Annotated in this window: 16 protein-coding genes; 15 read left to right on the forward strand and 1 reads right to left on the reverse strand. The window is 71.3% G+C overall.

The window, feature by feature from the left end; translation table 11 throughout:
• Positions 1 to 37: 37 nt before the first annotated feature.
• The 15 genes from OG927_RS31350 (at position 38) to OG927_RS31420 (ending at position 25,216) form a co-directional block, all read left to right on the forward strand.
• Positions 38 to 2,710, forward strand: a complete 2,673-nt coding sequence (locus OG927_RS31350; RefSeq protein ID WP_124280276.1) for an amino acid adenylation domain-containing protein — start codon at positions 38 to 40, stop codon at positions 2,708 to 2,710.
• Positions 2,700 to 3,587, forward strand: coding sequence for a chlorinating enzyme (locus OG927_RS31355; RefSeq protein ID WP_056799702.1), 888 nt, complete (start codon positions 2,700 to 2,702; stop codon positions 3,585 to 3,587). Before OG927_RS31350 ends, OG927_RS31355 begins: the two co-directional genes overlap by 11 nt.
• Positions 3,587 to 4,468, forward strand: a complete 882-nt coding sequence (locus OG927_RS31360; protein WP_056799697.1) for an aspartyl/asparaginyl beta-hydroxylase domain-containing protein — start codon at positions 3,587 to 3,589, stop codon at positions 4,466 to 4,468. The genes OG927_RS31355 and OG927_RS31360 overlap by 1 nt, the downstream gene beginning before the upstream one ends.
• Positions 4,465 to 5,172: a TenA family transcriptional regulator gene (locus OG927_RS31365; protein WP_056799694.1), complete on the forward strand. Its 708-nt coding sequence runs from the start codon at positions 4,465 to 4,467 to the stop codon at positions 5,170 to 5,172. The genes OG927_RS31360 and OG927_RS31365 overlap by 4 nt, the downstream gene beginning before the upstream one ends.
• Positions 5,165 to 6,286, forward strand: coding sequence for a fatty acid desaturase (locus OG927_RS31370; RefSeq protein WP_124280275.1), 1,122 nt, complete (start codon positions 5,165 to 5,167; stop codon positions 6,284 to 6,286). The genes OG927_RS31365 and OG927_RS31370 overlap by 8 nt, the downstream gene beginning before the upstream one ends.
• Positions 6,267 to 7,058, forward strand: a complete 792-nt coding sequence (locus tag OG927_RS31375) for a PhzF family phenazine biosynthesis protein (protein WP_330321174.1) — start codon at positions 6,267 to 6,269, stop codon at positions 7,056 to 7,058. The genes OG927_RS31370 and OG927_RS31375 overlap by 20 nt, the downstream gene beginning before the upstream one ends.
• A 268-nt stretch (positions 7,059 to 7,326) precedes the next feature.
• A complete protein-coding gene (locus OG927_RS31380; RefSeq protein ID WP_063887977.1) occupies positions 7,327 to 8,568 on the forward strand; it encodes an MFS transporter in 1,242 nt (413 codons plus the stop codon).
• Positions 8,569 to 8,647: 79 nt separating this feature from the next.
• Complete coding sequence (locus OG927_RS31385) at positions 8,648 to 9,862, forward strand: cytochrome P450 (protein ID WP_330321175.1); 1,215 nt, start codon at positions 8,648 to 8,650, stop codon at positions 9,860 to 9,862.
• A gap of 206 nt (positions 9,863 to 10,068) precedes the next feature.
• Positions 10,069 to 10,884, forward strand: coding sequence for a phytanoyl-CoA dioxygenase family protein (locus OG927_RS31390; RefSeq protein ID WP_056799677.1), 816 nt, complete (start codon positions 10,069 to 10,071; stop codon positions 10,882 to 10,884).
• Positions 10,881 to 11,984, forward strand: a complete 1,104-nt coding sequence (locus OG927_RS31395; protein WP_056799675.1) for a zinc-binding dehydrogenase — start codon at positions 10,881 to 10,883, stop codon at positions 11,982 to 11,984. The genes OG927_RS31390 and OG927_RS31395 overlap by 4 nt, the downstream gene beginning before the upstream one ends.
• A 69-nt stretch (positions 11,985 to 12,053) precedes the next feature.
• A complete protein-coding gene (locus OG927_RS31400) occupies positions 12,054 to 16,019 on the forward strand; it encodes an amino acid adenylation domain-containing protein (protein WP_330321176.1) in 3,966 nt (1,321 codons plus the stop codon).
• Positions 16,013 to 16,816 (forward strand): phytanoyl-CoA dioxygenase family protein, encoded by an 804-nt coding sequence (locus tag OG927_RS31405; RefSeq protein WP_056799671.1) that lies wholly within the window; start codon positions 16,013 to 16,015, stop codon positions 16,814 to 16,816. Before OG927_RS31400 ends, OG927_RS31405 begins: the two co-directional genes overlap by 7 nt.
• A gap of 23 nt (positions 16,817 to 16,839) precedes the next feature.
• Positions 16,840 to 18,066: a cytochrome P450 gene (locus OG927_RS31410; protein ID WP_330321177.1), complete on the forward strand. Its 1,227-nt coding sequence runs from the start codon at positions 16,840 to 16,842 to the stop codon at positions 18,064 to 18,066.
• Positions 18,067 to 18,119: 53 nt separating this feature from the next.
• Positions 18,120 to 21,251, forward strand: coding sequence for a non-ribosomal peptide synthetase (locus tag OG927_RS31415; RefSeq protein ID WP_330321178.1), 3,132 nt, complete (start codon positions 18,120 to 18,122; stop codon positions 21,249 to 21,251).
• Positions 21,248 to 25,216, forward strand: a complete 3,969-nt coding sequence (locus OG927_RS31420; RefSeq protein WP_330321179.1) for a non-ribosomal peptide synthetase — start codon at positions 21,248 to 21,250, stop codon at positions 25,214 to 25,216. Before OG927_RS31415 ends, OG927_RS31420 begins: the two co-directional genes overlap by 4 nt.
• Positions 25,217 to 25,329: 113 nt before the next feature.
• On the opposite strand, the gene OG927_RS31425 is transcribed toward OG927_RS31420, so the two are convergent.
• The gene (locus OG927_RS31425) at positions 25,330 to 26,289 is read right to left on the reverse strand and encodes an alpha/beta fold hydrolase (protein WP_330321180.1); all 960 of its coding nucleotides are present in this window, start codon (positions 26,287 to 26,289) and stop codon (positions 25,330 to 25,332) included.
• Positions 26,290 to 26,339: the final 50 nt, after the last annotated feature.

A 26,339-nucleotide genomic window follows, 5' to 3' on the forward strand; every position in this document is an offset into this window, starting at 1 on the left:
CGGCATCGAATCGACGACAGTGGTCGGAGTTCTTCACATGGGACATTCACGTTCTTCACACATACCCGGCACCGCGCGGGACGCCCGTGCCTTCGTGCACTCCTTGGTGCGCGAGAGCGCGCTGGCCCGGCCCGACGCGGTCGCCCTGACGGACGGGGCCGGTTCACGGGTCACCTACCGGGAGCTGCTCGAGAGGTGGGAGCGTCTCGCCACCGCGCTGCGGGAGTGGGGAGTCGGCCCTGAAGTCCCGGTGGCGGTCAGGCTGGAGAGATCGCCCGACCTCGTCGTCGCGATGCTGGCGATCCTCGAGGCCGGCGGCGTCTACGCGCCGATCGACGACTCGTGCCCCGCCGGGCGGTTCGCCGCCATCGTCGAGGACCTGGGTGCTCCGGTGCTGGTCACCGACCGGGAGACACCCGCGGAGGTGAGACGCCTGGTCGGCCGGATCGTGCACCCACGTGACCTGCCCGATCAGGCCGCGCCCCGAGCGCTGGTGACCCCGCCCGCCCTGCACCCCGACAACCTGGCGTACGCCATGAGTACGTCGGGGTCCACAGGACGGCCCAAAGGCGTGGGGATGACGCACCGGGGGCTGAACCGGCTGATCCGCTGGCAGGCGGCGGACGGTCCGGCCGGTCTGGCGACGGTGAGCTTCACCTCGACCGGCTTCGACGTCACCTTCCAGGAGGTGCTCGGCACGCTCGCCACCGGCGGCCGCCTGTGCCTGGTGTCCGAGGAGTCCAGACGCGACCCCGAGCAGCTCTTGGCCGTCCTCGAGAAGGAGGGCATCGAGCGTGTCTTCCTGCCGTACGTGGCACTCGGGCAACTGGCCCTGGCTGCACGGCGTACGGGCCGGGTCCCCGGCTCGCTCAAGCACGTGGTGACCGCGGGGGAGCACCTGGTGATCACGGACGCGATCGCCGAGTTCTTCGACGCGCTGCCGCACTGCCGGCTCGACAACCACTACGGCCCTACCGAGACCCATCTGGTCACCAGCCTGACCCTGGACGAGGACCGCGGGGCCTGGCCGCGGACGCCACCGATCGGGCGGGAAGTCGACGAGGCGGACGTCCACCTGCTCGGGCCGGGCCTCACGCCCGTGGCGCCGGGAGAGCCCGGTGAGATCCATGTCGGGGGCGCGGCCCTTGCGCGCGGCTACCTGAACGCGCCCGCCCTGACCGCCGACCGTTTCCTGCCGGATCCCTTCAGCCCCGAACCCGGCGCCCGTATGTACCGCACCGGGGACCTCGCCCGGCTGGACGGTGACGGCCTGCTGCACTTCCTCGGCCGCGCCGACGACCAGATGAAGGTCCGCGGCTACCGGGTCGAACCCGCCGAGGTGGAGCTGGCCCTGTCCCGCTGCCCGGGCGTGCGGGAGGCGGCGGTCGGGCAGCGCACGCTCGCCGACGGGATCAGGGTGCTGGCCGCCTACGTGGTGGCGGAGGAGGGAGTGCGACCGTCGGTCTCCCGACTCTCCGCAGCCCTGAAGCAGTCGCTGCCCGGCTACATGGTCCCGGCGCGGTACGCCTTCATCGACGCGATGCCGCTGAGCCCCACGGGGAAGGCCGACCGCAGGAAGCTGGCCGAGGTGCCGCTGCCCGGGCCGGCGGACCGCGGAGTGACGGAGCCGGACGGTGCCACCCTTGCCGACGCGGTGGCCGCCGTATGGCAACGGGTCCTCGGTCACGACGAGTTCGAGCACGACGAGGACTTCTTCGACGTCGGCGGCGACTCGCTGCTCGCCGCCTGGGTGGTCACCGAGCTCAGCCAACTGGCCGGCCGGGAGATCGAACTCTCGGTGATCCTGCGGAACACCACCGTCGAGGAGCTCGCCGCGTTCCTGGCGGCCGGGCCCGCGACCTCGCCGACGCGCAGGCCGGCGTCCGAACTCATCACGCTCAAGACCGGATCCGCGGGCAATGTGCTCTATCTCTTCCACCCGCTCGGCGGTGAACTGCTCACCTACCGGGAGCTGGCCCGGCGCATGGAGTCACCGGTGCGGGTGCTCGGTGTCCGGTGGGCCGCGGGGCCGGCCGAGCCGGGCCACGAGCCCTCCCTCGAGGAGATGGCACGCGCCCACCACGAGCAGCTGCGCGCCGTACAGAGCGAGGGGCCGTACCTGTTGGCCGGCTGGTCCTTCGGCGGCGTGCTGGCGCTCGAAGTAGGGAGGCTGTTGCGGGAGTCGGGCCAGGAGGTGGCCTTCCTCGGCCTCATCGACGCCAACCCCGTGCTCGACCCGCTGAGCGGTCTTCCACCGGTCGAGACGTCCTACCTGACGCTGCTCGGCCAGGTACTCGAGGAAGTGGACCGGCGCGCCGCGGACGGAGAGGACTCGGTCGACATCGCGGAGTTCTCCTCGGACCGGGACTGGGTCGGGCTGATGGGCGGAGCGCCCGCCGCAGGCGTCAAGGCCGCTCACCTGCGCCGCAGTCTGGCGATGGCCCGCCAGAGCATGGGCGCCCTGGTGACGTACACCGCCCGGCGCTACGAGGGCGACACGGACCTGTTCCAGGCCGGGGCCACCGGCCCCGGGATGCGCGCCCAGCTGGAGGCCGGGCTGCGTGGCGTCGTCGACGGCAGCGTGCGGGTGCACGAGGTGCCCGGCGATCACACCGGGATTCTCGCCTCCCCGCACGTCACGGTGCTCGCCGAGGCGATCGACGCGGTTCTGGAAAACATCGGGAAGGGGAACGACAGCGATGGATCTTGAGGCAGAACGCCGCCAGTTCGACGAGAAGGGCTTCATGGGGCCCTTCAAACTCTGGGAGCCCGACGTCATGACGGCGTGGTGGAAGGAGCAGCGGGCCTACCTGCTCGATCCCGCCAACAAGAGTCGGGCCGTCTTCGACAACCCGGTCAACTACGACCGGCACCTGGACGTTCCCGGCCTCGGTTCGCTGATCAGCGAACCCGCCATCGTGGAACGGATGCAGAGCGTCATCGGACCCGACGTGCTGTGCTGGCGCACGGAGTTCTTCCCCAAGAACCCCGGCGAGTCCGGCACCGGATGGCACCAGGTCGAGACCTACGCCATTGGTGAGGCCGAGAAGGGGATGCTCGAGCCCGGCGAGCGCACCGAAGGAGTTCCCATGGAACTCACGGCGTGGGTGGCCTTCACCGAGGCGACCAAGGAGAACGGCTGCCTGAAGATGATCCCGGGCAGTCACCGCAGCTGGAAGTACGACGAGACCGCGCCGATCTCCTGGAACGGAACCGGGAAGGACAACACCTTCTTCGGCTACGACTACGGCGAACTGCGGATCGACAAGGACTGGAACCCCGACGAGGAGGAGGTCGTCCACCATGAGATGGCCCCGGGTGAAGTGGTCCTCTTCACCGCCCGCTGCATCCACGGCTCCAATCCGAACAACAGTCGCCGGCAGCGCATGGGCTTCTCGGTCCGGGTGGTCCCGCCCACGGTCCGGGTCTACGGCGGCATGACCGAGTTCGACGAATTCGGTCACCACTTCGATCTTTCCCGGCACGGCAGCGTCCTCCTCGCCGGGCAGGACGACTACGGCCTCAACACCATGAGGACCACCAACGCCTGGGACGAGCCCTTCACCACGCGTCCGAGGAGTGCCTGATGGTCGACACACAACTGGCCGGACGAGTCGAGATCGACTCCGCGGCGGTCACCGAGGACCTCGCCCGAGCTGCCAACCTCCGCTTCTCCGAGGCCTACAGCGACTACCTCTGCGGAGGCCTCTGGAAGAGCCTGATGCTGTTCGCCACCGGCGGTGAGGGCGGCGACGGGCTGATCACCAACTACGACCACTCGCGGAAGTCCGGGGTCACCGCCTTCGGCGAGCAGCTGCCGTACCTGCGGCAGCTGGTGGAGCGCAACTTCCACCTGGAGAACCTGAACTTCGCGCGCATCGCCGAGATGACCAACAGCGTCACCGTCCCGCACCGCGACCTGCTGGAGCTCGAGGACATCCCGCAGGAGGCGCGCAACGCCCACCGCATGCACATCCCGCTGGACACCAACGAGGGCGCCCTCTTCACCGAGGACAACGTCGTGTACAGGATGGCCCTCGGCGACGTCTGGTTCTTCGACGCGTCGAAGGTGCACGGGGCCGCGGCCCTGACGACCCGCAGCCGCACCCACCTGATCCTGGACTTCACCGACGCCGCCGACGCGGCCGACGTCGTGAAGTTCCCCCTGGAACCCACCGGACGGATACCGGAGGACCGGGTCAGCAAGCGGGCCTCGCTCACGGACGGCGAACTGCAGGCGCTGTACCGGCTGTCCGACGTCGTCGATCTCGAGAACTACCGCGACGTCTTCGGCCTCGTCATCAAGAAGCACTACCGCAGGGACGGCGGTGACGACTTCGTGTGGCGCACGCTGACGGAGATCGGGCGCCGGTGCCCCGACCCGGCAGTGCGCTCGAAGATCCAGGAGGAGCAGCGCTTCTTCCTGATGGAACGTGCCACCCCCACCCCCGACGGAGGCTCATCATGACGACCGAGGACACTGCCACCTCCTTGGCCGGCCGGCTGGCCGGCAACGAGGTGCACGCGCGCTTCGCCGACCACGACTTCTTCAAGCAGGTCCACTCCAGGACGCTCGCACACGAACAGGTGGAGACCTACCTGGGCCAGTGGTGGTACCCGCTCCACTACTTCACGACGTTCCTGGCGCGCTGCATAGCGGTGCTGCCGGACATCGAGTCCAAGAGCGCCATCACCCGCATCCTCAGCCAGGAGGCCGGAGCCGGGTCCGCGCACGGCGCCCACGAAGTGATCTACGCAAGGAGCATGGAGAAGGCCGGCTACGACCGGGAGAAGGTCACCGGATCCGCGCCGTTCCCGGAGACCGCCGACCTGGTCGCCTGCTACGAGCGTCTCTCCGGCGAGCGGTTCAGCGCCCTGGGCGGCATATACGCGACCGAGGTGACGGACCTGCTGATGGTGTCCAGCATCGGAGACGCCGTCACCCGGGAGTCGGGCACCACCAGGAACGCGTGGGTGGACATCCACGTCGCCCAGGAACCGGACCACGTCGAGGAGGCCAACCACGCCCTGCTCGACGGCTTCTCCCCGGAGGACGAACAGACCGTGCTGAAGGCGGCGGAGGAGATGTGGGACTGCTGGACCGCCTTCTTCGACCGCCTCAGCGTGGAGACGGGCGTGGCGGCCCCGTCGGGCAGGCGCCGCGATGAGTGACGTCCGCGCGTCGTACCTCCGGTTCCCCGGGTGGACGCAGCCCTTCTGGACCTGGGCGACGGGGCGGGCCCTGCCCCACCAGAAGCCGCTGATCCGGCACACGTGGGCCAGCTACACCGCGGTGACCCTGGTGGTCTTCCTCGGCGGGCTCGCCCTGTCCGCGGCGGCCGTGTCGGCACGGTTCGACCTGTGGGGACTCGCGCTGGTGGCCGGCTGGGTCCTGACCCTGCAGGGTGCGCGCACGATGATCCTGGTCATCGCGCACCAGGCCCTGCACCGCAAGTACTCCGGTAACCGGGCCCGGGACAGGTTCTTCGGCGAGCTGGTCACGGTGCTGAACGTCTACAACACCTTCCAGGAGTTCAAGGAGGAACACTTCGACAACCACCACCGGCGGTCGGTCTTCGCCACCGTGGAGGACCCGCCGGTGCAGTTCCTCTTCCGGTTCGGATTCCTGCCGTCGATGACACGGAACCAGCTGTGGCGCAGGACGCTCGTCGTCTTCGTCCTCCCGCGCTTCTACGCCGTCACCATCGGCGGGAGGGTGCGCTCCAACCTGACCACCGGAACCTGGCGGCGGGCCGGCTTCGTCCTCTGGGCGGGTCTCTGGCTCTCGCTGCCCTTCTGGCTGCCGCACGGGACTTCGGTGCTGCTGCTCGCCTTCGTGCTGCCGGTGATCTTCTTCTCGCAGCTCAGCGCGCTCCTCGACCGCCTCGGCGAACACGCCTGGCTGACCCCCTCCGACCCCGGCTACGACAACCGCTTCTACACGGTGCCCGCGACCTCGGCCCGGTACTGCGGCGCGCCCGTCCCCGAACGGGGCCTGCGGCTCGGACGGGCCGCGGTCGCCTGGGCCGGCTGGCTGCTGAGCTTCCTCTTGTACCACCTGCCCAGCAGGCTCATGGTCATCGTGGGTGACCTGCCGAACCACGACTATCACCACCGTTATCCGACGACCGCCTCGTGGACCACCGCGGCCTACGCGCGACAGCGCGACATCGACAGCGGTGACTACGGGCCTCCGTACACCGAGGTGTGGGGCATGTTCCGCGCCGTGGACGGCATGTTCCGGACCATGAGTGAGGTGCCCCGCGATGGAGACCTGGTTGGTTGACGCCTTCGCCGACGCCGAGTTCCGGGGCAATCCGGCCGGCGTGGTGCTCTGCCCGGACGGCCACCCCACGGCCGGCCGGATGCAGGAGGCCGCCCGTACGGCAGGGCTGCCGACCCTCGCCTTCCTGCACCCCCTGGCCAAGGGGCACTACCGGGTGCGGTGGTTCACCCCGGGCAAGGAGCTCAACATCTGCGGTCACGCCACCGTGGCGAGCGCCTGCTACCTGCACGAGGTGGGCGGGGTGGACGACACTCTCCCGCTGGTGTTCGAGACCGGTGCGGGGCCGCTCTACACCCACCGGGCGGGCGACGAGTTCGCCATCGACCTGCCGGTGATGCACACCAGGCCGATCGCCGCGCCCCCCGGTCTCCAGAAGGCGCTCGGGGTGGAGCTGACGTCGTGCGAGCGTGCCGAGGACGACATCCTCGTCGAAGTCGGGTCGGTGGAGGAGGTCGCCGGCCTCCAGCCCGACTTCGAGGCGCTCGCGGAGATCGACTGCCGCGGGCACGTGGTGACCGCCCGCGGCGGGAAGGGCGGCGCGGACTTCGTGTCCCGTACGTTCTTCCCCGCCCTCGGGGTCGACGAGGACCAGGTCTGTGTGTCCGCGCACTGCAAGCTGGCACCGTACTGGGCCCGGCGCCTCGGCAAGGAGACGATGTCGGCCCTGCAACTGTCCGAACGCGGTGGCCGCCTCTCGGTGACCCTCGCCGGGGACCGGGTGCTCGTGGCAGGACCCGCAGCCGTCCGGCGGCGCCTGGACGACCTCCCGTGAGCTCCGCCCGGGGGCGCCGGCCGGCTGGGTGTCCGGCCGGCCTGCGCCCCCGGGCCACCGACCCGATCAGCCGCAACCACTCGCCGAACCGTTGCGCCTGTCCGCCGCCGCTTGTCGGGCGACCGCCTCGGCGGCCGCCCGGCACCGGCCCGCCGGTACACGCCGGTTCCGTACCGCAGAAGTGTCCATCGACCACCGGAGCGGAAGTGCCCATCCGCCACCAGAGCAAGGACGGATCCAGACGTTGATCGTTGTCTCGCCGCCCCGCATGGCAGACAGAATTCCCGCCGTGCTGCGCCAGAAGAACTTCCGTAATTTCTGGACCGCGCAGACCGTCTCCTACATGGGGGACCAGGTCACGTCCATCGTCCTGCCCCTGATCGCGGTGATGGCGCTCGACGCCTCGGCAGCGGACATGGGAATGCTCGTGACGCTGCAGCAGCTGCCGCTCCTGCTGTTCTCCCTGCACGCCGGCGCCTGGGTGGACCGGCGCGGCCGTCGCCGCGCCACGATGATCGCGGCGAACCTGGCGAGCGCGGCAGCCGTGGCCACCGTTCCCCTCGCCTACTTCACCGACGCGCTGACGCTGCTGCACCTGTACGTCGTCTCCTTCGTGATCGGCACCCTGGCAGTGGTGTTCAGCGTCGCGGTGCCCGGTCTCTTCGCCTCTCTGGTCCCCCGCGAGCAGTACCTGAGCGCCACCTCGCTGAGCAGGGCCAGCTACTCCTTCTCCTTCGTCGCGGGGCCCAGCGTCGGCGGCGTCATCGTGCAGATCCTCTCCGCCCCCTTCGCGCTGCTCCTGGACGTCTTCTCCTTCCTCGTCGCCGCGGTGATGCTGCGCACGGTGTCGGTCGAGGAGACCAAGAAGGAGGAGACCGAGTCCCAGCGCGGCATCCGTGAGGCGCTGCGCTTCCTCGGCAGGTCGGCCGTACTGCGCGCCAAGATCCTCTCCGGCACCGCCCTCAACTTCTTCTACACCGTCTACTCCACGCTGCTGATCCTCTTCGCCGCGCGCGACCTGGGCCTTTCGGCCGGGCTGGTCGGGGCCGTGATCAGCGTCGGCGCGGTGGGCGCGCTGATCGGCTCCGCCATCACCGGCAAGGTCTCCGCGCGCCTGGGGCTCGGCCCCACCTATCTCATCGGCTGCCTGATCTTCCCGGCCGCGCTCGTCCTGACTCCGCTGGCGCACGGTCCCCAGTGGATCGTCGTCACCATGCTGGTGATCGGTGAGTTCGCCTCCGCCCTCGGACTGATGCTGTTCGACATCAGCGGTGCCACGCTCCAGCAGGCGATCACTCCGGACCGGCTCCGGTCCCGGATGCAGGGCGCGCAGATGGCCATCAGTTACGGCGTCCGTCCGGTCGGCGCGCTGGTGGCCGGTGGTATGGGCACCCTCATCGGGGTCCGCCCCACCCTCTGGTTCGCGGTCGTCGGAGGTCTCCTGAGCGTGCTGTTCCTGTTCTGGTCACCCCTCAGGCGCGTCCACGACCTGCCCGACGAGGCCGAGTGAAACGGTCGCCGGGCCGCTGCCGCGGTCCGGAACACCGACAAACCCCTGCGCTGCCCATGCCTGAACGAAGGAGTGCCCCGTGGTGGTTCAGCAGTACGCGCCGACGGATCCGGGCCTGAGGCTGACGGACCCCACCCTGTACGCGCACGGGGATCCGCACGCGGTCTGGGCCGGACTGCGCCGCGACTGCCCGGTCTCGTGGCACGACGAGCCGGGCCACGAGGGCTTCTGGGCGGTGACGACCTATGCCGAGGGGCTCGACGTCCTGACCGACTCCCGGCGCTTCAGCTCGACCCGGGGCACCTTCCTGCGCCCCAACCTCTCCGACCCGTTCCCGGGCGGCGGCCGGATGATGACCCTCACCGACCCGCCACGGCACGGCGTGCTGCGCGGGGTGCTGGGCCGGCTCTTCACGCCGCGGGCCTCCCGCTCCTTCCAGGACCGGGCCAAGGAGGTCGCCCACCGCCTGATCGGTTCGGTCACCGACGCCGGGACCTGCGACTTCGTCAACGACGTGGCGGCCCGGTACCCGCTGGCAGTGACCGCGGAGCTCCTCGGCGTGGCACCGGGCGACGTGGATCGCGTCGCCTCGTACACCAGCACGGCAGCCGACAACATCGTGGACATCGACGGCAGCACCGCGCAGCAGGCCCACCTCGAGGTCCTGCAGTACTACTCCGAGGTCCTGGAGGTCCGCCGCAGCAGTCCCGGCGACGACGTGGTCTCGGCCTTCGCCCTGGCCCAGGCCGAAGGGCTGGACATCAGCGACGAGGAGATCATCCTCACCTGCGACAACCTGGTGGTGGCAGCGGGCGAGACGACCAGACAGGTCACCGGTGCCGGTCTGCTCGCACTGCTGGACGCCCCGGAGCAGGCCGAGGCGCTGCGACGCGGGGAGATCAGTCACCGGCGAGCGGTCGAGGAACTGCTCCGCTGGTCGGCGCCGGTGAACCACATCATGCGCACGGCCGTCACCGACACAGAGATCGCCGGGGTGCCCATCCGCGCGGGCCAGGCGGTCAGCGTCTGGCTCCCGTCGCTCAACCGGGACGAGAGCGTCTTCGAGCGGCCGATGGAGTTCCTGCTCGATCGTCACCCCAACCGGCACGCCAGCTTCGGCGGCGGCGGCCACTTCTGCATAGGAGCCCCGCTCGCCCGGCTGATGATCTCCGCGCTGCTCGACGAGCTGGTGGACGAGCGCATCGAGATCGCACTCGCCGGCCCGCCCCGGCGGATCCCGTCCTACATCACCGGCGGCCTGGACCGGCTGCCCGTCACCGTCACGTCGCGCTGATCACATCCCGTCGTGCGGGAAAGACGGACGGATAATTCCGGTGCTCTTTCCCCCGGGGCGGGAGATGAAGACCGTTCCATTCCAGTGTTCAGGGGTGAATGCTTCCCGTGGACCGATTCGCCTAATGTTATTTCGGCGCCGAAATCCGGAGGATGGTCGATGAATACCCGGAAGACCACGGTGTTTTCCGTCGGACGGAGGCTGAAATGAAGCTGACTTCCAGTCAGGTGCACACATATCAGGAGCAGGGATTCGTCGTCCTGCGCGCTCTGTTCGACGCCGAGGAGGTCGAGTCGCTCCGGGCGTCCTTCGCCCGCGACTCCCGGGCACCCGGCCCGCACCGTGTCCGGGAGGACGGAACCGACGAGCTCAGGGCCGTCTACGCCTCGCACCAGAGGCAGCCCGAATTCGCCTCACTGATCCGCTCGCCGCGACTGCTCGGGCCGGCCCGCCAACTGGTCGGTCCCGAGGTGTACATGTACCAGTTCAAGATCAACAGCAAGCCGGCCTTCAGCGGCGGCGGCTGGTCGTGGCACCAGGACTTCATCGCCTGGCACGCTGCGGACAACCTTCCCGAGCCCCGGCTGCTCAACGTCGCGCTCTTCCTGGACGACGCCACCGAGCACAACGGGCCGGTCATCTTCCTGCCGGGATCGCACCGGCGCGGCGCCGGGGGAGCACCATCCCCGGGCGAGCCGGCTCTCTCCGGGGAACACGTCGACCCCGACGAGATCTCGCTCGGCCGCGACGAGATGCGCGAGCTCGTCGCCCGGCACGGGATGGAGAGCGCCAAGGGGCCCGCAGGTTCCGTGGTGCTCTTCCACCCGGAGATCGTGCACGGCTCCGCCACCAACATGTCGCCCCTGCCACGGCGTCTGCTGATCGCCACGTACAACGACGTCCGCAACCAGCCGCGCCCGACGAAGCGGGTACGCCCCGAATACCTGGTGGGCCGTGACACCCGGACCCTCCAGTCCACCGACGAGTCCCGAACCATCGTGGACGGAGATCTCATTCCATGACCGACCTGACCAGCCGTGCCGTCGTGCTCGAGCGCTTCGGGGCACCCCTCGCCCTACGGGACTTCCCCCTGCCCGCGGCCCCGCCCGGCGGCATGGTCGTCGCCTCCCGGTACGGCGGGGTCTGCGGCACCGACCTGCACCTCCAGCAGGGGCACCTGGACGTGCCCGTCCCGCTGGTCCTCGGCCACGAGGGCCTCGGCACCGTGTACGAGCTCGGAGAGGGCGTCGGCCACGACACCGGGGGCACGCCGCTCGCGGCGGGCGACCGGGTCATGTGGGCCTCGTCGATCGCGTGCGGGACCTGCGTGCCCTGCTCCGCCCACCTGGAGCCCACCCTGTGCGAGCGGCGCAGGACGTACGGCGTGAACCGGTCCGTCACCGAGGACGCCCCGCTGGCCGGATCCTGGGCCGAACACATCGAGCTGGCCGCGGGCACCACCGTGATCAGGCTGCCGGACGGGACCGAACCGCTCACCGCCATGTCGCTCGCCTGCGCGGGCCCGACCATGGCGCACGCCTTCGAACGCAGGCCGGTGCGGCTCGGTGAGACCGTCGTCGTCCAGGGCAGCGGACCGGTGGGCCTCGCCGCCGCCGCAATGGCCCAACTGGGCGGTGCGGGACGGGTGATCCTGGCCGGCGGCCCGGCCGAACGGCTGAGTCTGGCCGCGGACCTCGGGATCGGCACCGCCCACGTGGACGTCGTCGGTGCCGCGGACCAGGAGGACGCGCTCGCCGAGGTCCTCGAACTGACGGGTGGGCGCGGAGCGGACCTGGTCGTCGAGTGTGCGGGGGTGCCAGCCGCCGTCGGCCAGGGCCTCCGGCTGGCCCGGCGGGGCGGCTCCTACCTGGTCGTCGGCCAGTACACCGACAGCGGCGACACCCTGATCAACCCCCACCAGATCGTTCACCGGCAGCTGGACGTAGTGGGGTCGTGGGCTTTCACCGGTGCCCATCTCGCCCGGTACGTGGGCCTCCTGCCCGCGCTGGCCGCGAGGTTCGACCTGGCACGTCTGGTCACCACCTATCCGCTGGAGGACTTCGCCTCCGCACTGCGGGACGTGGCGAACGGCACGGCTCTCAAGGCAGTGATCGTCAGCTAGGCACTGCCGGCCCGGGTACCGGCCCACCGGCCGGCTGCCGGAATCCCTGCGGACACGTGGAGAGTACTGATGAACGGCAACCGCACCGCACCGGCACAAGCGGCCTCGCTCGACTACTGGCTCACGACCTTCGCCGGTCTCGCGGAGCAGCACGACCTGCCCACCGACCGGCCGCACCCCGCGGTGCCCGACGGCGTCCTCGCGTGTGCGGAGCACGCGCCGGATCCGCGGACGGGGGCGGTCGCCGCCGAGCTCGCCCGCTCCGCGGGCGTGCCGGTCGCCGCCGTCCACGAGGCCGCCGTCGCCGCGCTGGTCCACCGTCTCGGCGCCGGCACCGACATACCGCTGGCGGTGACGAACACCGGAGACGGGGCCACCGGAGGCCGTGCCGTCGGAGAGGGGCGCGCAGTTCTCCGGATCGACGTCTCCGGCCGACCGTCCTTCCGCGAGCTGGTGGCACGGGTGGGAGCCCGCCGGGCCGAGGCACGACAGCACTCCGCCGTCGCCTTCGACGAGGTCCGGGACGCGGTCAACAGGGCCAGATCCGCACCGGGCCGGCCCCTCTTCCAGGTGGGCGTCTCCACCACGGACACGGTGCCCCCCACCGCGGCGGAGCTGTGGTTCGGCATCAGCGAGGAGGGCCCTGCCCGCCTGCACTACGCCCGCCGGCTCTTCGAGCCCACCACCGCCCACCGGTTCCTGCGCAACCTCGACCAGTTGCTCACCGCGGCCCTCGCCGATCCCGACGAACCGGTGCACCGGCTCGACATCCTCGACGACGACCAGCGCGACTACCTGCTGCACACCGTCAACGACACGTCCAGAGAACTGCCCGACACCACCTTCGGCGAGTGGTTCGAGGAGCAGGTCGAGCGGACCCCCGGCGCCATGGCGGTCCGCTGCGACCGGGCGACCTGGACCTACGCGGAGCTGAATGCGCGGGCCAACCGGCTCGCGAGGACGCTCGCCGCCCGCGGCGCGGGCCCGGAGCAGGTCGTGGCCGTGCTGCTGCCCCGTTCCGACCAATTGATCATCGCGTTCCTCGCCGTACTGAAGGCGGGGGCGGTCTACATGCCGGCCGACCCCGGGCTCCCGGAGGCACGGCTGCGGACCATGCTCGCCGACGCCGCCCCCGCCCTGGTCGTCACCGACTCCGCTACCCGGCGCCTCGTGCCCGAGGACATACCGGCCGCGGCCTGCCTCGAGGTCGACACCAGCCCGGACATCGACCGGCAGCCCGACACCGCACCGCAGGTCGCCGGACTCACCGGCGACAGCCCCGTCTACCTCCTCTACACGTCCGGCTCGACCGGCACGCCCAAGGGCATCTCGATGGGCGCCGAGGCGATCGTCAACCTCATCGCCTGGAACATGCACCACCTGCCGGCGGGCCCCGGCCACATCACCGCCCACTTCGCGGCGCTCGGCTTCGACCCGACCATCCAGGAGTTCCTCGGCACACTGCTCGCCGGCGGCACCCTGGTCGTCCCGCCGGAGGAACTGCGCCGCGACCCGGCGGAGTTCGTGCACTGGCTCAGGGAGCACGGGATAACCGACCTGTACGCGCCCACGGTGATGATCGAGGCCATGTACCGGGCCGCCGTGGCCCAGGGCGTCGACCTGCCGGAACTGCGGCAGATCGCCCAGGGCGGCGAACCCCTGGTCCTGAGCGAGACCGCCAGGAACTTCCACGCCGCGCTGCCCCGGCGCCTCTACAACCTCTACGGCCCCACGGAGACCCACGCGGCCACCGCCCTCCTGATGCCCGACGACGTGGCCGACTGGCCGGAGCCGACTCCCATCGGCGGGGCCGTGTGGAACACCCGGCTCCACGTCCTCGACGAGAACCTGGCCCTGGTGCCGCCCGGCGTTCCCGGTGAGCTGTACATCGCGGGCATCTGCCTGGCCCGCGGCTACCACCGCCGCCCGGCCCAGACCGCCGGGCGCTTCCTGCCCAACCCGTTCGGACCGCCGGGCAGCCGCATGTACCGCAGCGGCGACGTGGTCCGGTGGCGGGCCGACAGCCACCTCGAATTCCTCGGCCGCACCGACCACCAGCTCAAGATCCGTGGCATGCGCGTGGAACTGGGTGAGGTGGAGGCGGCGATCCGGCAGACGCCGCAGGTCCTGGACGCGGCGGTGGTCGCGGCGGGCACGGGCAGCCGGCAGCGACTCGACGCCTATCTGGTGCCCGCTCCCGGCGCCGTCGACGTCGTCGCCGCCACCCGGGCATTGCTCGCCCGCACCGTACCCTCTCCGATGATCCCCGCCACCTTCACCCTGCTGGACGCGCTGCCGGTGAACTCCAACGGCAAACTCGACCGCCTCGGGCTCCCGGCCCCGCACGTGGTGTCCAGCAGGCTGCCCGAGACGGAGCAGGAGCACGCCCTGTGCCGGATCGCGGAGCAGGTGCTCCAGTGCGGTCAGGTCGGGGTGGACGACAACTTCTTCGAACTAGGCGGCAATTCCCTGCTCGGCTCGGAACTCGCCGCCCGGGTCCGCGTGGACCTCGGTCTCGCCCTGGGCGTCGACGTCATCCTGCGGTGCCCGACCGTGTCCGAGTGGGCCAAGTCGCTCACCGCCGCGGGCGAGGAACGTCCCGAGCTGCACCGCGCGGTGCCCAGACCGGCGGAGGTGAGGGCTTCCTACGCCCAGCAGAACCTCTGGCTGGTCGACCAGTTGGAGGGCCCCGGTCCCCGCTACAACGAACCGTTCGCCCTGCGCCTGACCGGACGGCTCGACCGCCAGGCCCTCGACGCGGCGCTGAACGACGTGGTCGCGCGCCACGAGGCACTGCGCACCGTGCTGACCGTGACCGCTGAGGGCGAGCCCCGGCAGGAGGTCACCGATCCGGCGGAGGGCGGGATCGGCCTGCCGCTGAGCGACGTCACCGTGGGCGGGCTGCAGTCCGCCCTGCGGGAGACGCTCGCACAGCCCTTCGACCTGGCCGGGGACCTGCCGATCCGGGCCCGCCTGCTGAGCGTCACGGACCTGCCGGACGAGACCCACGTCCTGCTCGTGGTCGTGCACCACGTGGCGTGCGACGGGGCGTCCATCGCCCCGTTCTGGCGGGACCTGGCCGCCGCCTTCAACTCCCGTACCGAGCGGTCGGAACCGGCCGCCGCGACGGCTCCGCTCGCGGTGCAGTACGCCGACTACGCGCTCTGGCAGCGCGAGCTGCTCGACCCGGACCGGGACCCCTACAGCCTGGTCAAACGTCAGTCCGCCTACTGGGCGACGGCACTCGCGGGCATCCCCGAGGTCATCGCCGTACCCACCGACCGGCCGAGGCCCGACGTCCGAAGCGTACGGGGAGGCGCCGTCCCGCTCGCCCTGCCGGCCGACGCCCATGCCCGGCTCGCGGCCTTCGCCAGGAGCCGCCGCACCACCGTGTTCACCGTGGTGCACGCGGCGGTGACCGCACTCCTGGACAAGCTCGGCGCGGGCCCCGACATCGCCGTCGGCGCGGTGGTCGCGGGCCGTTCCGACCGAGCCCTCGACGACATGGTCGGCTTCTTCGCCAACACCGTCGTGCTGCGGGTGCGCACGGACGGTGCCCCGAGCTTCGACGCGCTGGTCGAGCGGGCCAGGCAGACCGACCTCGCGGCCTTCGCCCATCAGGAACTCCCCTTCGAACAGGTCGTCGACGTGGTGAGCCCGGTCAGGAACCTGGCCCACGCGCCGCTCGTCCAGGTCATGCTCGCCTTCCAGGTGCGGCCGGCCCTGCCGCCCGTCCTGGCCGGCCTCGGCACGACGTTCCAGAAGGTCGACACCGGCATCGCCAAGTTCGACCTCTGCTTCGACGTCGCCGAGACGTTCGGGCCCGACGACGCGCCCACGGGACTCGAGGGCTCCATCAGTTTTCCCCTGGACATCTTCGACGAGTCGACCGTGAACCGCTTCGCGGAGCTGCTGACGCACCTCCTGCGGGAGGCGCCCGGCCGCTCCGACGAGACCCCCGACCCGCTGCTGGACGACGTGTCCCCCGGCCGACCCACCCACCCAGCCACCGGCGAAAGGCGGCCGACGTGCTGACCTCCCAGGACGTGGACACCTACAGGGAACGCGGCTACCTCCTGCTGCCCGGCCGCTTCGACGCGGCCGAGACCGACCTCCTGCTCTCCGAGGCCCGCAGGCTCGCCGGACTGGACATCCCGCAACGCATCATGGAGAGCGACGGCACCCAGGTGAGGTCGGTCTACGCCGTCCACCACCACAGCGACGCCTTCGAGCGGTTCACCCGCGACGCCCGCACCCTCGAGCCCGCGCGCACCCTCCTCGACGGCGACGTCTACATCCACCAGACGCAGCTCAACCCCAAGGCCCCCTTCGTGGGCGACGTCTGGGAATGGCACCAGGACTACCTCTACTGGGAGCGCGACGACGGCATGGCCGAGCCGAGGGCCCTCAACGTCGCCGTCTTCCTCGACGAGGTCAACGAGTTCAACGGGCCGGTCTTCGTCATGCCGGGCTCGCACCGGCTCTCGCTCGACGAGGAGACGAGGACCGTGCGGGGCGGCTGGGAGAACACGCTCAACGCCGACTTCCGCCACAAGATCACCCCGGAGGCGCTGGGTGACCTCGCGGACACCTACGGCCTGGAATCGGTCCGAGGCAAGCCGGGAACGGTGTGCGTCTTCGACGGCCGGCTGCTGCACTGCTCCCCGCCCAACCTGTCCGGCCACCCGCGCACCGTGATCTTCATCCGCTACAACAGTGTGCACAATCCGCTGCGGCCGGTACCCGACCCCCGCCCCGAGTGGCTCGCCAACCGGGACCCGAGCCCCCTGGAAGTGCTCACCCGTCCCTTCTCCGCGCCCGTCGCGCGCTGAGCACCCGGAACGGAGAGACGCCAGTGGCGGACGACAGCGACTACGACATCCTCGAACGGGCCCTGGAGGTCGACCTGACCGACGAGAAGCTCTATGCGAGCGAGCTCCCCGAACAGGTGTGGCGCACGCTTCGCGCCTACGGGAAACCCGTACGCTCCCACGGTCTGCGGGACCACTGGGCCGTGACCCGCTACCGGCACATCGAGGAGGTCTACCGGCAGGGCGACGCGTTCTCGTCCGAGATGGGCATGCACCTCGGCGAGAAGGAGTCGGACACCCTGGCCGGCCCGGCGGCCGGTGGCATGTCCCTGCTGGTGACGGACAATCCCGCGCACGCCGAGATGCGACGGGCGCTCGCCGCCGCCTTCACCCCGCGCCTCATGCGGAAGCTGAAGGACAGCACGCTCGACATCGCCCGGACCCTGGTCGCCCGGGCGCTCGACGAGAAGTCCGCGGACTTCGTCGACGCGGTCGCCGCTCCGCTGCCGGCCATCGTCATCTGCGACCTGCTCGGCGTCCCGGAGAGCGACCGCGACCACGTCCTGCGGCTCACCAGGTCGGCGTTCAGCGGCTCGGGCTATGCCACCTCGAACTCCCAACTCGCCGCGCACGCCGAGCTTTTCAGCTACAGCGACCACCTCATCCAGGAGAAGCGCCGCAACCCGGGCGAAGACGTGGCGACCGTGCTGGCCAACGCCACCATGTACGGCAGGCCGATGGACCGCGAGATCGCCGTGATGAACTGTCACGACTTGATCGCCGGTGGGAACGAGACCACCCGGCACACCTCGGGCGCCGCCGCGCTGACCATGGTCACCCATCGGGAGGCATGGCAGGGGCTGCGCGAGGGCTCCACCGACGTGGCCGGCGCCACCGAGGAACTGCTCCGCTTCGAGGCCCCGGTCAGCCACGTGATGCGGGTCCTGCTGGAGGACACCGAGATCGGCGGCGTCACCCTGCGCCGGGGCGAGTACGTCACCCTCTGGCTGCGGTCGGCCAACCGGGACGAGAACGTCTTCGACGGGCCCGAGGAACTGCGCTTCGACCGCAAGGGCAGTGGGCACCTGGCGTTCGGGCACGGCGCGCACTACTGCATCGCCGCGGTGCTGGCGCGGATCGAGGTCGAGGCGATCGTCACGGCCCTGTGCGAGCAGGTGGCCGACGCCGAGCTCGCCGGAGTGCCCCAGCGCCTGGAATCGAACTTCTTCCGCGGCTACCGGACGGTCCCGCTGGCGCTCACCCGCCGCTGACGGCACACGTCGGGCGTTCCGTCCGGCCAACTACGACAGAGCTGGAGTACAAGGTGTCCGTGGACCTGGACCATCGTCAGACACGCGGGTCGGCAGCCGCGACGCGGCAGGAACCCCGCACACTGCCCGGCTGGAGTCCGGCCGAGGCCTCCGAGGGCACGGTCGCCCGCGCCGTACGGCTCGCGCGTGCGGTACCGGTCGAAGACGTCGACCACGCGCTCCACCTGCTGATGGGCCGCCACCCCGCCCTCCGCGCCGACGGCGACCTGCCTGCGGTCCGGGCCCGGGCGGAGGACGCCGAAACGGAGGAGGCCGCCCTGGAAAGCGCCGAGGCGCACGCCGGGGCGACGTGGGACCTCACCGCGGGCCCGCTCCTGCGCGGCTGCCGGATACGGATCGGCCGGGACGCCACCCTGCTCACGCTGGCCGCCCCGCGGGCGGTCTGCGACGAGTCGTCGATGACCGTTCTGTGGCACGAGTTCCGCACGCTGTGCGCGGGCGGGGCCCTGCCCGAGGCGTCCGCCCCCGACCCGAGGCGCGCCCCGCTCACCACCGACTCCCCCGAGCGGCAGCGCGTCTACTGGAACAGCCGGCTGGACACCGGCCTGCCCGTGCCCCGCTTCGGCATCGAGAGTCCGCAGCGGACCGGCGGACCGGGCGGGCGCGGCGGGGTCGCCTTCACGGTGCCGGCCGACGTCCGCGTGGCCGTGGAGGAGCTGGCCCGGCGCTCGGCGACCGCGACAGACTCGGTGCTGCTCGCGGCGTTCCTGGCCACGCTCCACCGCTACGTACGGGAGGAACAGATCCTCGTCGGTGTCCCGGTCGAGAGCCGTGCCGCTCCCGCCGGCAGCGGCGCCGTCGGAAGCTTCGTCAACACGGTCCCCCTGCTGGTCGCGATCGAGCGAGGTCTGCGTTTCGGCGAGCTCCTGGAGCTGGCCCACACCACCCTCGAGGAGGCCCGCCGACGGGCGGACCTGCCGCTCACCGAGATCCTGGCCGGGAGAGGGGGTTCCGAGGCCTCGCCCCTCCGCGTCCAGTTCGTTCCGCCCGGCCCCGCCCCCGAGCGGACGGCGGGTGGGGCCCGGCACGGCGATACCGGGGCGAGGGAGCTGCCGCTGCGGGTGACGAGTGCCGCGGCCGGTGTCTCGTTCCGCCTCGCACACGCGGACGGCACCTGGACCGGAGTCCTCGAGTACGGCACGGCCGAGGCCGGGGCCGGCGCCGCCCGGGGATGGGCCGAGTCCTTCACCACGCTGCTGGCCCACGCGGCCGCCTGCCCCGACGCCGGGCTCGATGCACTCGAGATGCTTCAGGCCGACCGGCTCGAGCACGCGGTCGCGGCGATCAACAGCGGGTTCGAGACCTATGAAGGGCTGCGCCCCGTGCACGCGGCGTTCGAGGAGATCGCCCGCAGCAGGCCGGAGCTCACCGCCGTCGAGTCCGGTTCCGGGTCGGTCGGCTACGGGGAGCTCGACCGGCGGGCCAACCTCCTCGCCCACCGGCTGATCGCCCAGGGGCTCGGCCCCGAGCGGACCGCCGGCGTCCTCGTCGAACGCTCGGTCGACCTGATCGTGGCACTGCTGGCCGTCTGGAAGACCGGCGCAGCCATGGTGCCGCTCGACCCGCGGATGCCGGACAAGCGGGTGTCGTTCATCGCCGGTGACGCCCGGCTCACCACCATCGTCACCCAGGAGCGGTACAGGACCCGGCTCGCCGGGCAACAGGTCCCCCTCGTCACGGTGCCGACCGAGGGCGGCGCCGACGCCCCCGCCGATCCCGGTGTGCGGATGGAGAACACCGCGTACGTCTACTACACGTCCGGGTCGACCGGGCAGCCCAAGGGCGTGGTGCTCGACCACCGGACCGCGGCCGTGCGCCTGGAGTGGCTGGGCCGCAGATACGGGCTCGCCGCCGGGGACAGGGTCGTGCACAAGACGCCCCTGATCTTCGACGTGGCCGTCTGGGAGATCGTCGGACCGCTCAGTGCGGGCGCCACGCTCCTCCTCGCCGACCCGGACGCGGAGTCGGACGTGGCCCACCTCAGCGAGCTGCTCACCACCGAGAACACCGTCTTCACCCACTTCGTGCCCTCCATGCTGGACGCCTACCTGCGCCACGCGCCCGCGGCCGAATACCCCTCCCTGCGCTGGGTCCAGCTCTCCGGTGAGGCGGTGTCGGCGCGGCTCCTCGAACAGTTCGCCGGGCACTTCTCCGCCGAGTGCCACAACCTGTACGGACAGACGGAGACCTCGGAGGTCGCCGCATGGGAGGGACAGGCCGTCGCCGGTGACGGAAGTGTGCCGCTCGGCCGGCAGATCGGCGTCTACCGCCTGTTCGTCCTCGACGAGGCGCTGCGCCCGGTCCCGCCCGGGGTGACCGGCGAACTCTGCGTCGCCGGGGTGGGCGGGCTGGCCCGCGGATACCTGGGCCGCCCCGGCACCACGGCGGACCGCTTCGTACCCCACCCCCACCCGGTCACGCCGGGGGAGCGGCTGTACCGGACCGGGGACCTCGCCTCGTTCGACGAGGACGGGCTGCTCATGTACCGGGGCCGGGCCGACGAACAGACCAAGATCCGCGGCTGCCGGGTGGAGACCGGAGAGGTGGAGGCCGTCCTCTCACAGGGCGGCGCCGACTGTGCGGTCGTCGCACGGCCGGACGAGGAGGGGGCTGCGGAGCTCGTCGCCTATGTGGTGGGTGACCGTTCCACCGTCGAGACCCTGGCCGCGCACGCCCAGGAGTACCTGCCGGGATACATGCTGCCGAGCGTCTACGTCGCGCTCGACGCGCTTCCGCTGGGAGCGTCCGGGAAGCTCGACCGGCGCGGTCTGCCCGCCCCCACCGCGGACGACCGCGCGGCGCGGCGGACCGTGTCGGAACCGCCGCTGACCGCGCTGGAGGAGCAGATCGCCGAGCTGTGGCAGATCGTGCTGCGCATCGACCGGCCTGGCCGCGACGACAACTTCTTCACCGTGGGCGGCAACTCGCTGAAGTCGCTGCAGATCCTCAACCGGATCAACGCCGCCTTCCACATCAAGTTCACGGTGCGCGACTTCTTCGCCGGTCCGACGATCAGCCGGATGGCCGCCACGGTGAATCGCCTGCTGCGGGAGATGATCGCCGCGATGTCGGAGGACGACGCGGCGGTCCTGCTGGCCGAGCTGAAGGAGACCCAGGCGCGATGACCCCCACCGAATCCGCCCAGGACCGTCTGCTGAGGCAGCTGCTGGCAGGAGCGCCGTCCGGGGCGGTGAACACACGGATCCCCCGGGTGCCCCCCGGCACCCGGGTCCCGCTCACACCTGCCCAACGCCGGATCTGGTTCTTCTCCCAGCTCTACGCGACGAGTAACGAGTACAACGTCTTCGACCTCGTGCACGTCGACCGGACCCCCGACGAGGACCGGCTACGGGCCGCGCTACGGACCCTGGTGGAGCGCCATGTCTCCCTGCGCCTGCGGCTGTTCGAGGTGCACGGCGAACCCGTGCAGGAGGACTGCGGCGCCTACGACCCCGAGGTGACCTGGTACGACGTCTCCGGATACCCGGAGGACGAGGCCGAGGCCCGCGCCACCGACATCGCCAACGAGTGCTCGCGCGAGGTGCTGCGACCGGAGAAGCCGCCGCTGTGGCGGTTCTCGGTGATCCGGCTGCCGCGGGGCCGGGCCGCCTTCGTCCTCGGCTTCCACCACGTCATCGCCGACCACTGGTCCTGGACCCAGCTCGTCGAGGAGCTCACCGGGCTGCTCGCCGGTACCGGCCAGGAGGCTCCCGAGGGCCCCGACTTCCTCGACTACGCGGCCTGGCTGCACGACAACCACGACGAGCGGCGCGCCGAGGACGATCTCGCGTACTGGACCGAGAAGCTGGGCGGGCCGCTGCCCGTCCTCGGCCTCCCGGCGGACCGGCCGAGGCCGAAGGTGTCCTCGCGCGCGGGGCACAGCGTCCCGGTGCGCGTCTCCCGGGACGTGCTGGACGAGGCACGACGGGTGGCGCGGGAGCACGACACCACGCTCTACGTCGTCATGCTCGCCGCCTACCACGTGTTCCTCGGGAGGCTCAGCGGCCAGCGCGACCTGGTCGTCGGCGGCGTCTTCGCCGGCCGTGACCAGCCCTTCTCGGAGCGGATCTTCGGCTGCTTCGTGAAGTCGGTCGCCCTGCGCACCGAACTCGCCGAGCGCTCCACCTTCAGCGCCGCCGTCCGTGCCGTGCACCGGACCGTGCTGGAGGCCCAGGACCACCAGTACGTCCCCTACGACGACATCGTGGCCCGCCTGGGCGTGCCGCGCGACCTCGGTGTCGACCCCGTGTTCCAGGCCCAGTTCTCACTCCAGGACGCGGACCCGCTGGATGCCGACGGGTTCGAGACCGACCCGAGCGGCCTCGCCGAGTACGGGACCGCCAAATGGGACATGGCCCTCGTCCTCACCGGGACGGCGCAGGGCCTCAGCGGGCTCATGGAGTGCTCGGCGGACCTGTTCGACAAGACGACCGTCACCCGGTTCGCCGCCATGTACGGGCTCCTGCTCGGGCAGCTGGTGCGGGCCCCCGGGGCCGCGGCCGCGAGCCACCCGCTGATCACCGACGGCGAGCGGGACCAGATCCTCTACGGTCTCAACGCCTACGAACGCCCCGCGCACACCTACCGCTCCCTCGCCGAGCCGTTCGAGGAGCAGGTGCGCCTGCGCCCGGACGCCACCGCCCTGGTCGGCGACGAGGGAACCATGACCTACCGCCGACTCAACGACGAGGCCAACCGCCTGGCCCACCACCTCGCCGCCCGTGGCGTCGGTCCCGGCACCAGGGTCGCCCTGTGCACACACCGCGGCTTCGCCATGGTGGTCGCCCTCTACGCGGTGGCCAAGTCCGGCGGCACCTACGTGCCACTCGACCCGGAACTCCCCGACGCCAGGCTCCGGTTCATGCTGGAGGACACCGGCCCGAGCACGGTGCTCACCGCCGGCACCGCCGGCGCGCGCGTCCCCGGGGGCCCCTGGTCGGTGATCTCCCTGGACGACTCCGCCCCCTGGGCCGACATGCCCACCACCGACCCCGAACGCGCGCTGCCGCACCAGGCCTCCCACCTGCTCTTCACCTCGGGATCCACCGGCCGCCCCAAGGCCGTCGCCTCGGACGCCGCCGGATCCGTCGCGGACATCCTCTGGATGCAGCGGCACTATCCCTACCGGCCGGGAGACACCGCCCTCCTGAAGACCTCCTACGGATTCGACGTCTCGCTCTGGGAGATCTGCTGGCCCCTCTACGTGGGCGCCAGAGTCGCCGTCTGCCGCCCCGGCGAGCACTGGGACGTCCACTACCTGGCCCGCATGATCGACGAGTACGAGGTCACCACCGCCTATGTGATCCCCACCCAGCTCCAGGTGTTCCTCGACGAGTGGGCCGAGGGGCAGTGCTCGTCGCTCCGGTGGATGATCTCCGGCGGGGAGCCGGTCACCCCCAGGCTGCGTGACGCCTGCCATTCCCGACTGGGCGCCCACCTGGTCAACGGCTACGGGCCCACCGAGGCCGGCCGGGTCACCGACATGGTCGTTCCCCGCGAACCGGGCAACCCGGTCGTCCCGCTCGGGCGCCCCTCCAGCAACTTCCGGCTGTACGTTCTCGACGAGGACCTGGACGTGGTGCCCGTCGGGGTGCCGGGTGAAGCCTTCATCGCCGCCGAAGTAGGTCTCTCCCAGGGCTACTTCAACCGCCCGGCCCTCACCGCCGAGCGATTTCTGCCGGACCCCTACGGTCCGCCCGGAACGCGCATGTACCGCAGCGGAGACGTGTGCCGCTACCGCGACGACGGCGTCCTCGAACACCTCGGCCGCATCGGCGACCAGGTGAAGATCCGCGGCATGCGCATCGAGCCGTCCGAACTGGAAGCCGTCCTGGCCGAGCAGGAGGGCGTCGACCGGTGCGTGGTGCTGGTGGTCACCGAAGGCGAGGAACAGCAGCTCGCCGCCTTCGTGGTGCCCGAGGGCGGCGTCGAGCTCGACCCCGCGGAGATCGGGGAACAGGCGGCGCGCATGCTGCCCAGGTACATGGTCCCCACGTCCATCCACGTCGTGGACGCCATCACCACCAACGTCAACGGCAAGCCCGATCGAGAGGCGCTGCTCGCCCACCGGACCGGCCGGGCAGGAACTCCGGGCGGGCCGTCCGACGAGGTCCCCTCCTACGTCGACGGCGTCGAGGAGCGGATGGCCGCCATCTTCCGGCGGATCCTGGGCGTGGACCACGTCGCCGCCGCCGAGAGCTTCTTCACCCTGGGCGGCCACTCGCTGCTGGTCTTCCGGCTGATCGCGGCGTGCACCGAGGAGTTCGGGACGGAACTGGGCGTGGCCGAGATCTTCGCCGCACCCACGGTCAGGGACCTCGCGGCCCGTGTCCGCGACCCGCGGGCCGCCGCCGGCGGGTCCCTGGTGCCGCTCGCCCCGCGCGCCGGGGCGCCCACCCTGGTCTTCGTCCACGCGGCGAGCGGGTCCGTGCTGCCCTTCCGCGAACTCGCCGAGGACCTGGGCGAGGACTTCTCGGTCCACGCCCTGCAGGCGCCGGGGCCCGACACCCCCGGGGCCTCGTCCGTGGAGGAGCTGGCCCTGCGGTACCTGGACGAACTCGAGCCGGTGCGCGGGCTCAGCCCGGTGTTCCTGGTGGGCTGGTCCATGGGCGGGTCCATAGCAGTGGAGATGGCCCGTGAGGCCGAACGCCGCGGGGCCCCGGTCGACGCGACGGTCATGCTGGACAGCTGGCCCCCGCCGGCGTGCTGCACCACCCCCGCCGAACAGGAGCGGACCCGCAGGGCGATCGAGGACCTGGACATCGGTGCCGCGGAGGGCGTCGACCTGGGTTCACTCGACCAGGACCTCGCGCGGGTCACCGAGCGCAACCGGCTGGCACTGCTCGCCCACCGGCCCGAGCCCTACGCGGGCCGGGTCCACCTCCTGCGGGCGGACGAGCCGCTCCCTGTCACCACGGTCGTCCCCACGCCCGACGAGGACGAGGGGGCCTGGCGGAACGTGGTCGGGGACCTGGTGCGCGAGAAGATCCCCGGCAACCATCTGACGCTGCTGCGCGGCGACAACACCGCCGGTCTCGCGCGGCGCCTGCGGCGGATCACCTCGGGGAGTCTGGTCTTCGACGAGATCTGAGGGGACGCGGAAGGGCGACCGGGCCGGGGACCGTCATGGTCCCCGGCCCGGTCGCGAGCCGAACCGGAGTGCGGTGGGCCCGCACCGCCCGGCGCGGGCCCACCGCGCCGTCGTCAGATGCCGCCCGGTACCGGCCCGTCGACATGCCGGCGGATCAGGGCCAGGATCTCCGCTCCCTCCGTGGCGGGGAAGAAGTGTCCGCCGGGAACGACGTACGCCTGGAAGCCCGCGGTGCTCCACCGTGCCCAGCGCAGACTCTCGGACAGCGGGGCGAAGGTGTCCTCGGCACCCACCAGTGCCAGGACGGGCACGTCGACGGGCTCGATGTCGCCCTCGGCCCTGGCACAGGACTCGACGACCTCCAGATCGGCGCGCAGACACGGCAGGAACTCACCCCGGCTGAGCGGGTCCTCGAGGACCTGATCCGGTGTGCCGCCCCAGGCCGCCATCGCGGCCAGCAGATCGTCGTCGCTCATGGCCGCGATGTCCCCCACCACCCGGTCGGGGGGCGTGGACGCCGCCGTCACCAGGAGCCGCGCCCGGCCCGACCGCACCCGCATGAGCACCTGATGAGCGATCAGGGCTCCCGCACTGTGCCCGAGGACAACGAACGGCCGGTCACCGTAGGCGTCGACCGCCGCGGCGATGGCGTCGGCGAGCGGAGCCACCCTGCGGTAGGGCGGCTCGTCGATCCGGTCCTCACGGCCCGGCGCGTGAACCACCACGACCTCGACGCCCTCGGGCGCGTCCGCGGCCCAGGTATGGAAGAGGGAGGGACCGGCGCCCGCCGGTGGCAGAACGAAGACCACGAGTCCGTCAGTGGCGGCCGTCAGCCGTTTCAGCCGCACTCCGCCTCCGGGCTCCCGCTCCCCTCCCGGCATCTCCTCCCACACCGCCGGGCGTTGCCCGGTCCCTTCCTCCAGGCGCCGCAGGAGTCCCTCCTTGTTACCGCGCAGCAGAGCCAGAACCTCCGGGGTCATCGCGTCCCTGGGTGCGTCGAAGTGCAGACGGCCCTCCTTCGCCCAGATGCGTACGTTGTTGCTGCGGAGATCCTGCAGCAGCTGGTCGATCACGACCGATCACGCCCCTGTCCCATGTCCGGACCGCGCCGAGCGACGCGCGT

Origin of the sequence: Streptomyces clavifer (genome assembly GCF_036345975.1) — a bacterium.
GTDB lineage: Bacteria > Actinomycetota > Actinomycetes > Streptomycetales > Streptomycetaceae > Streptomyces > Streptomyces clavifer.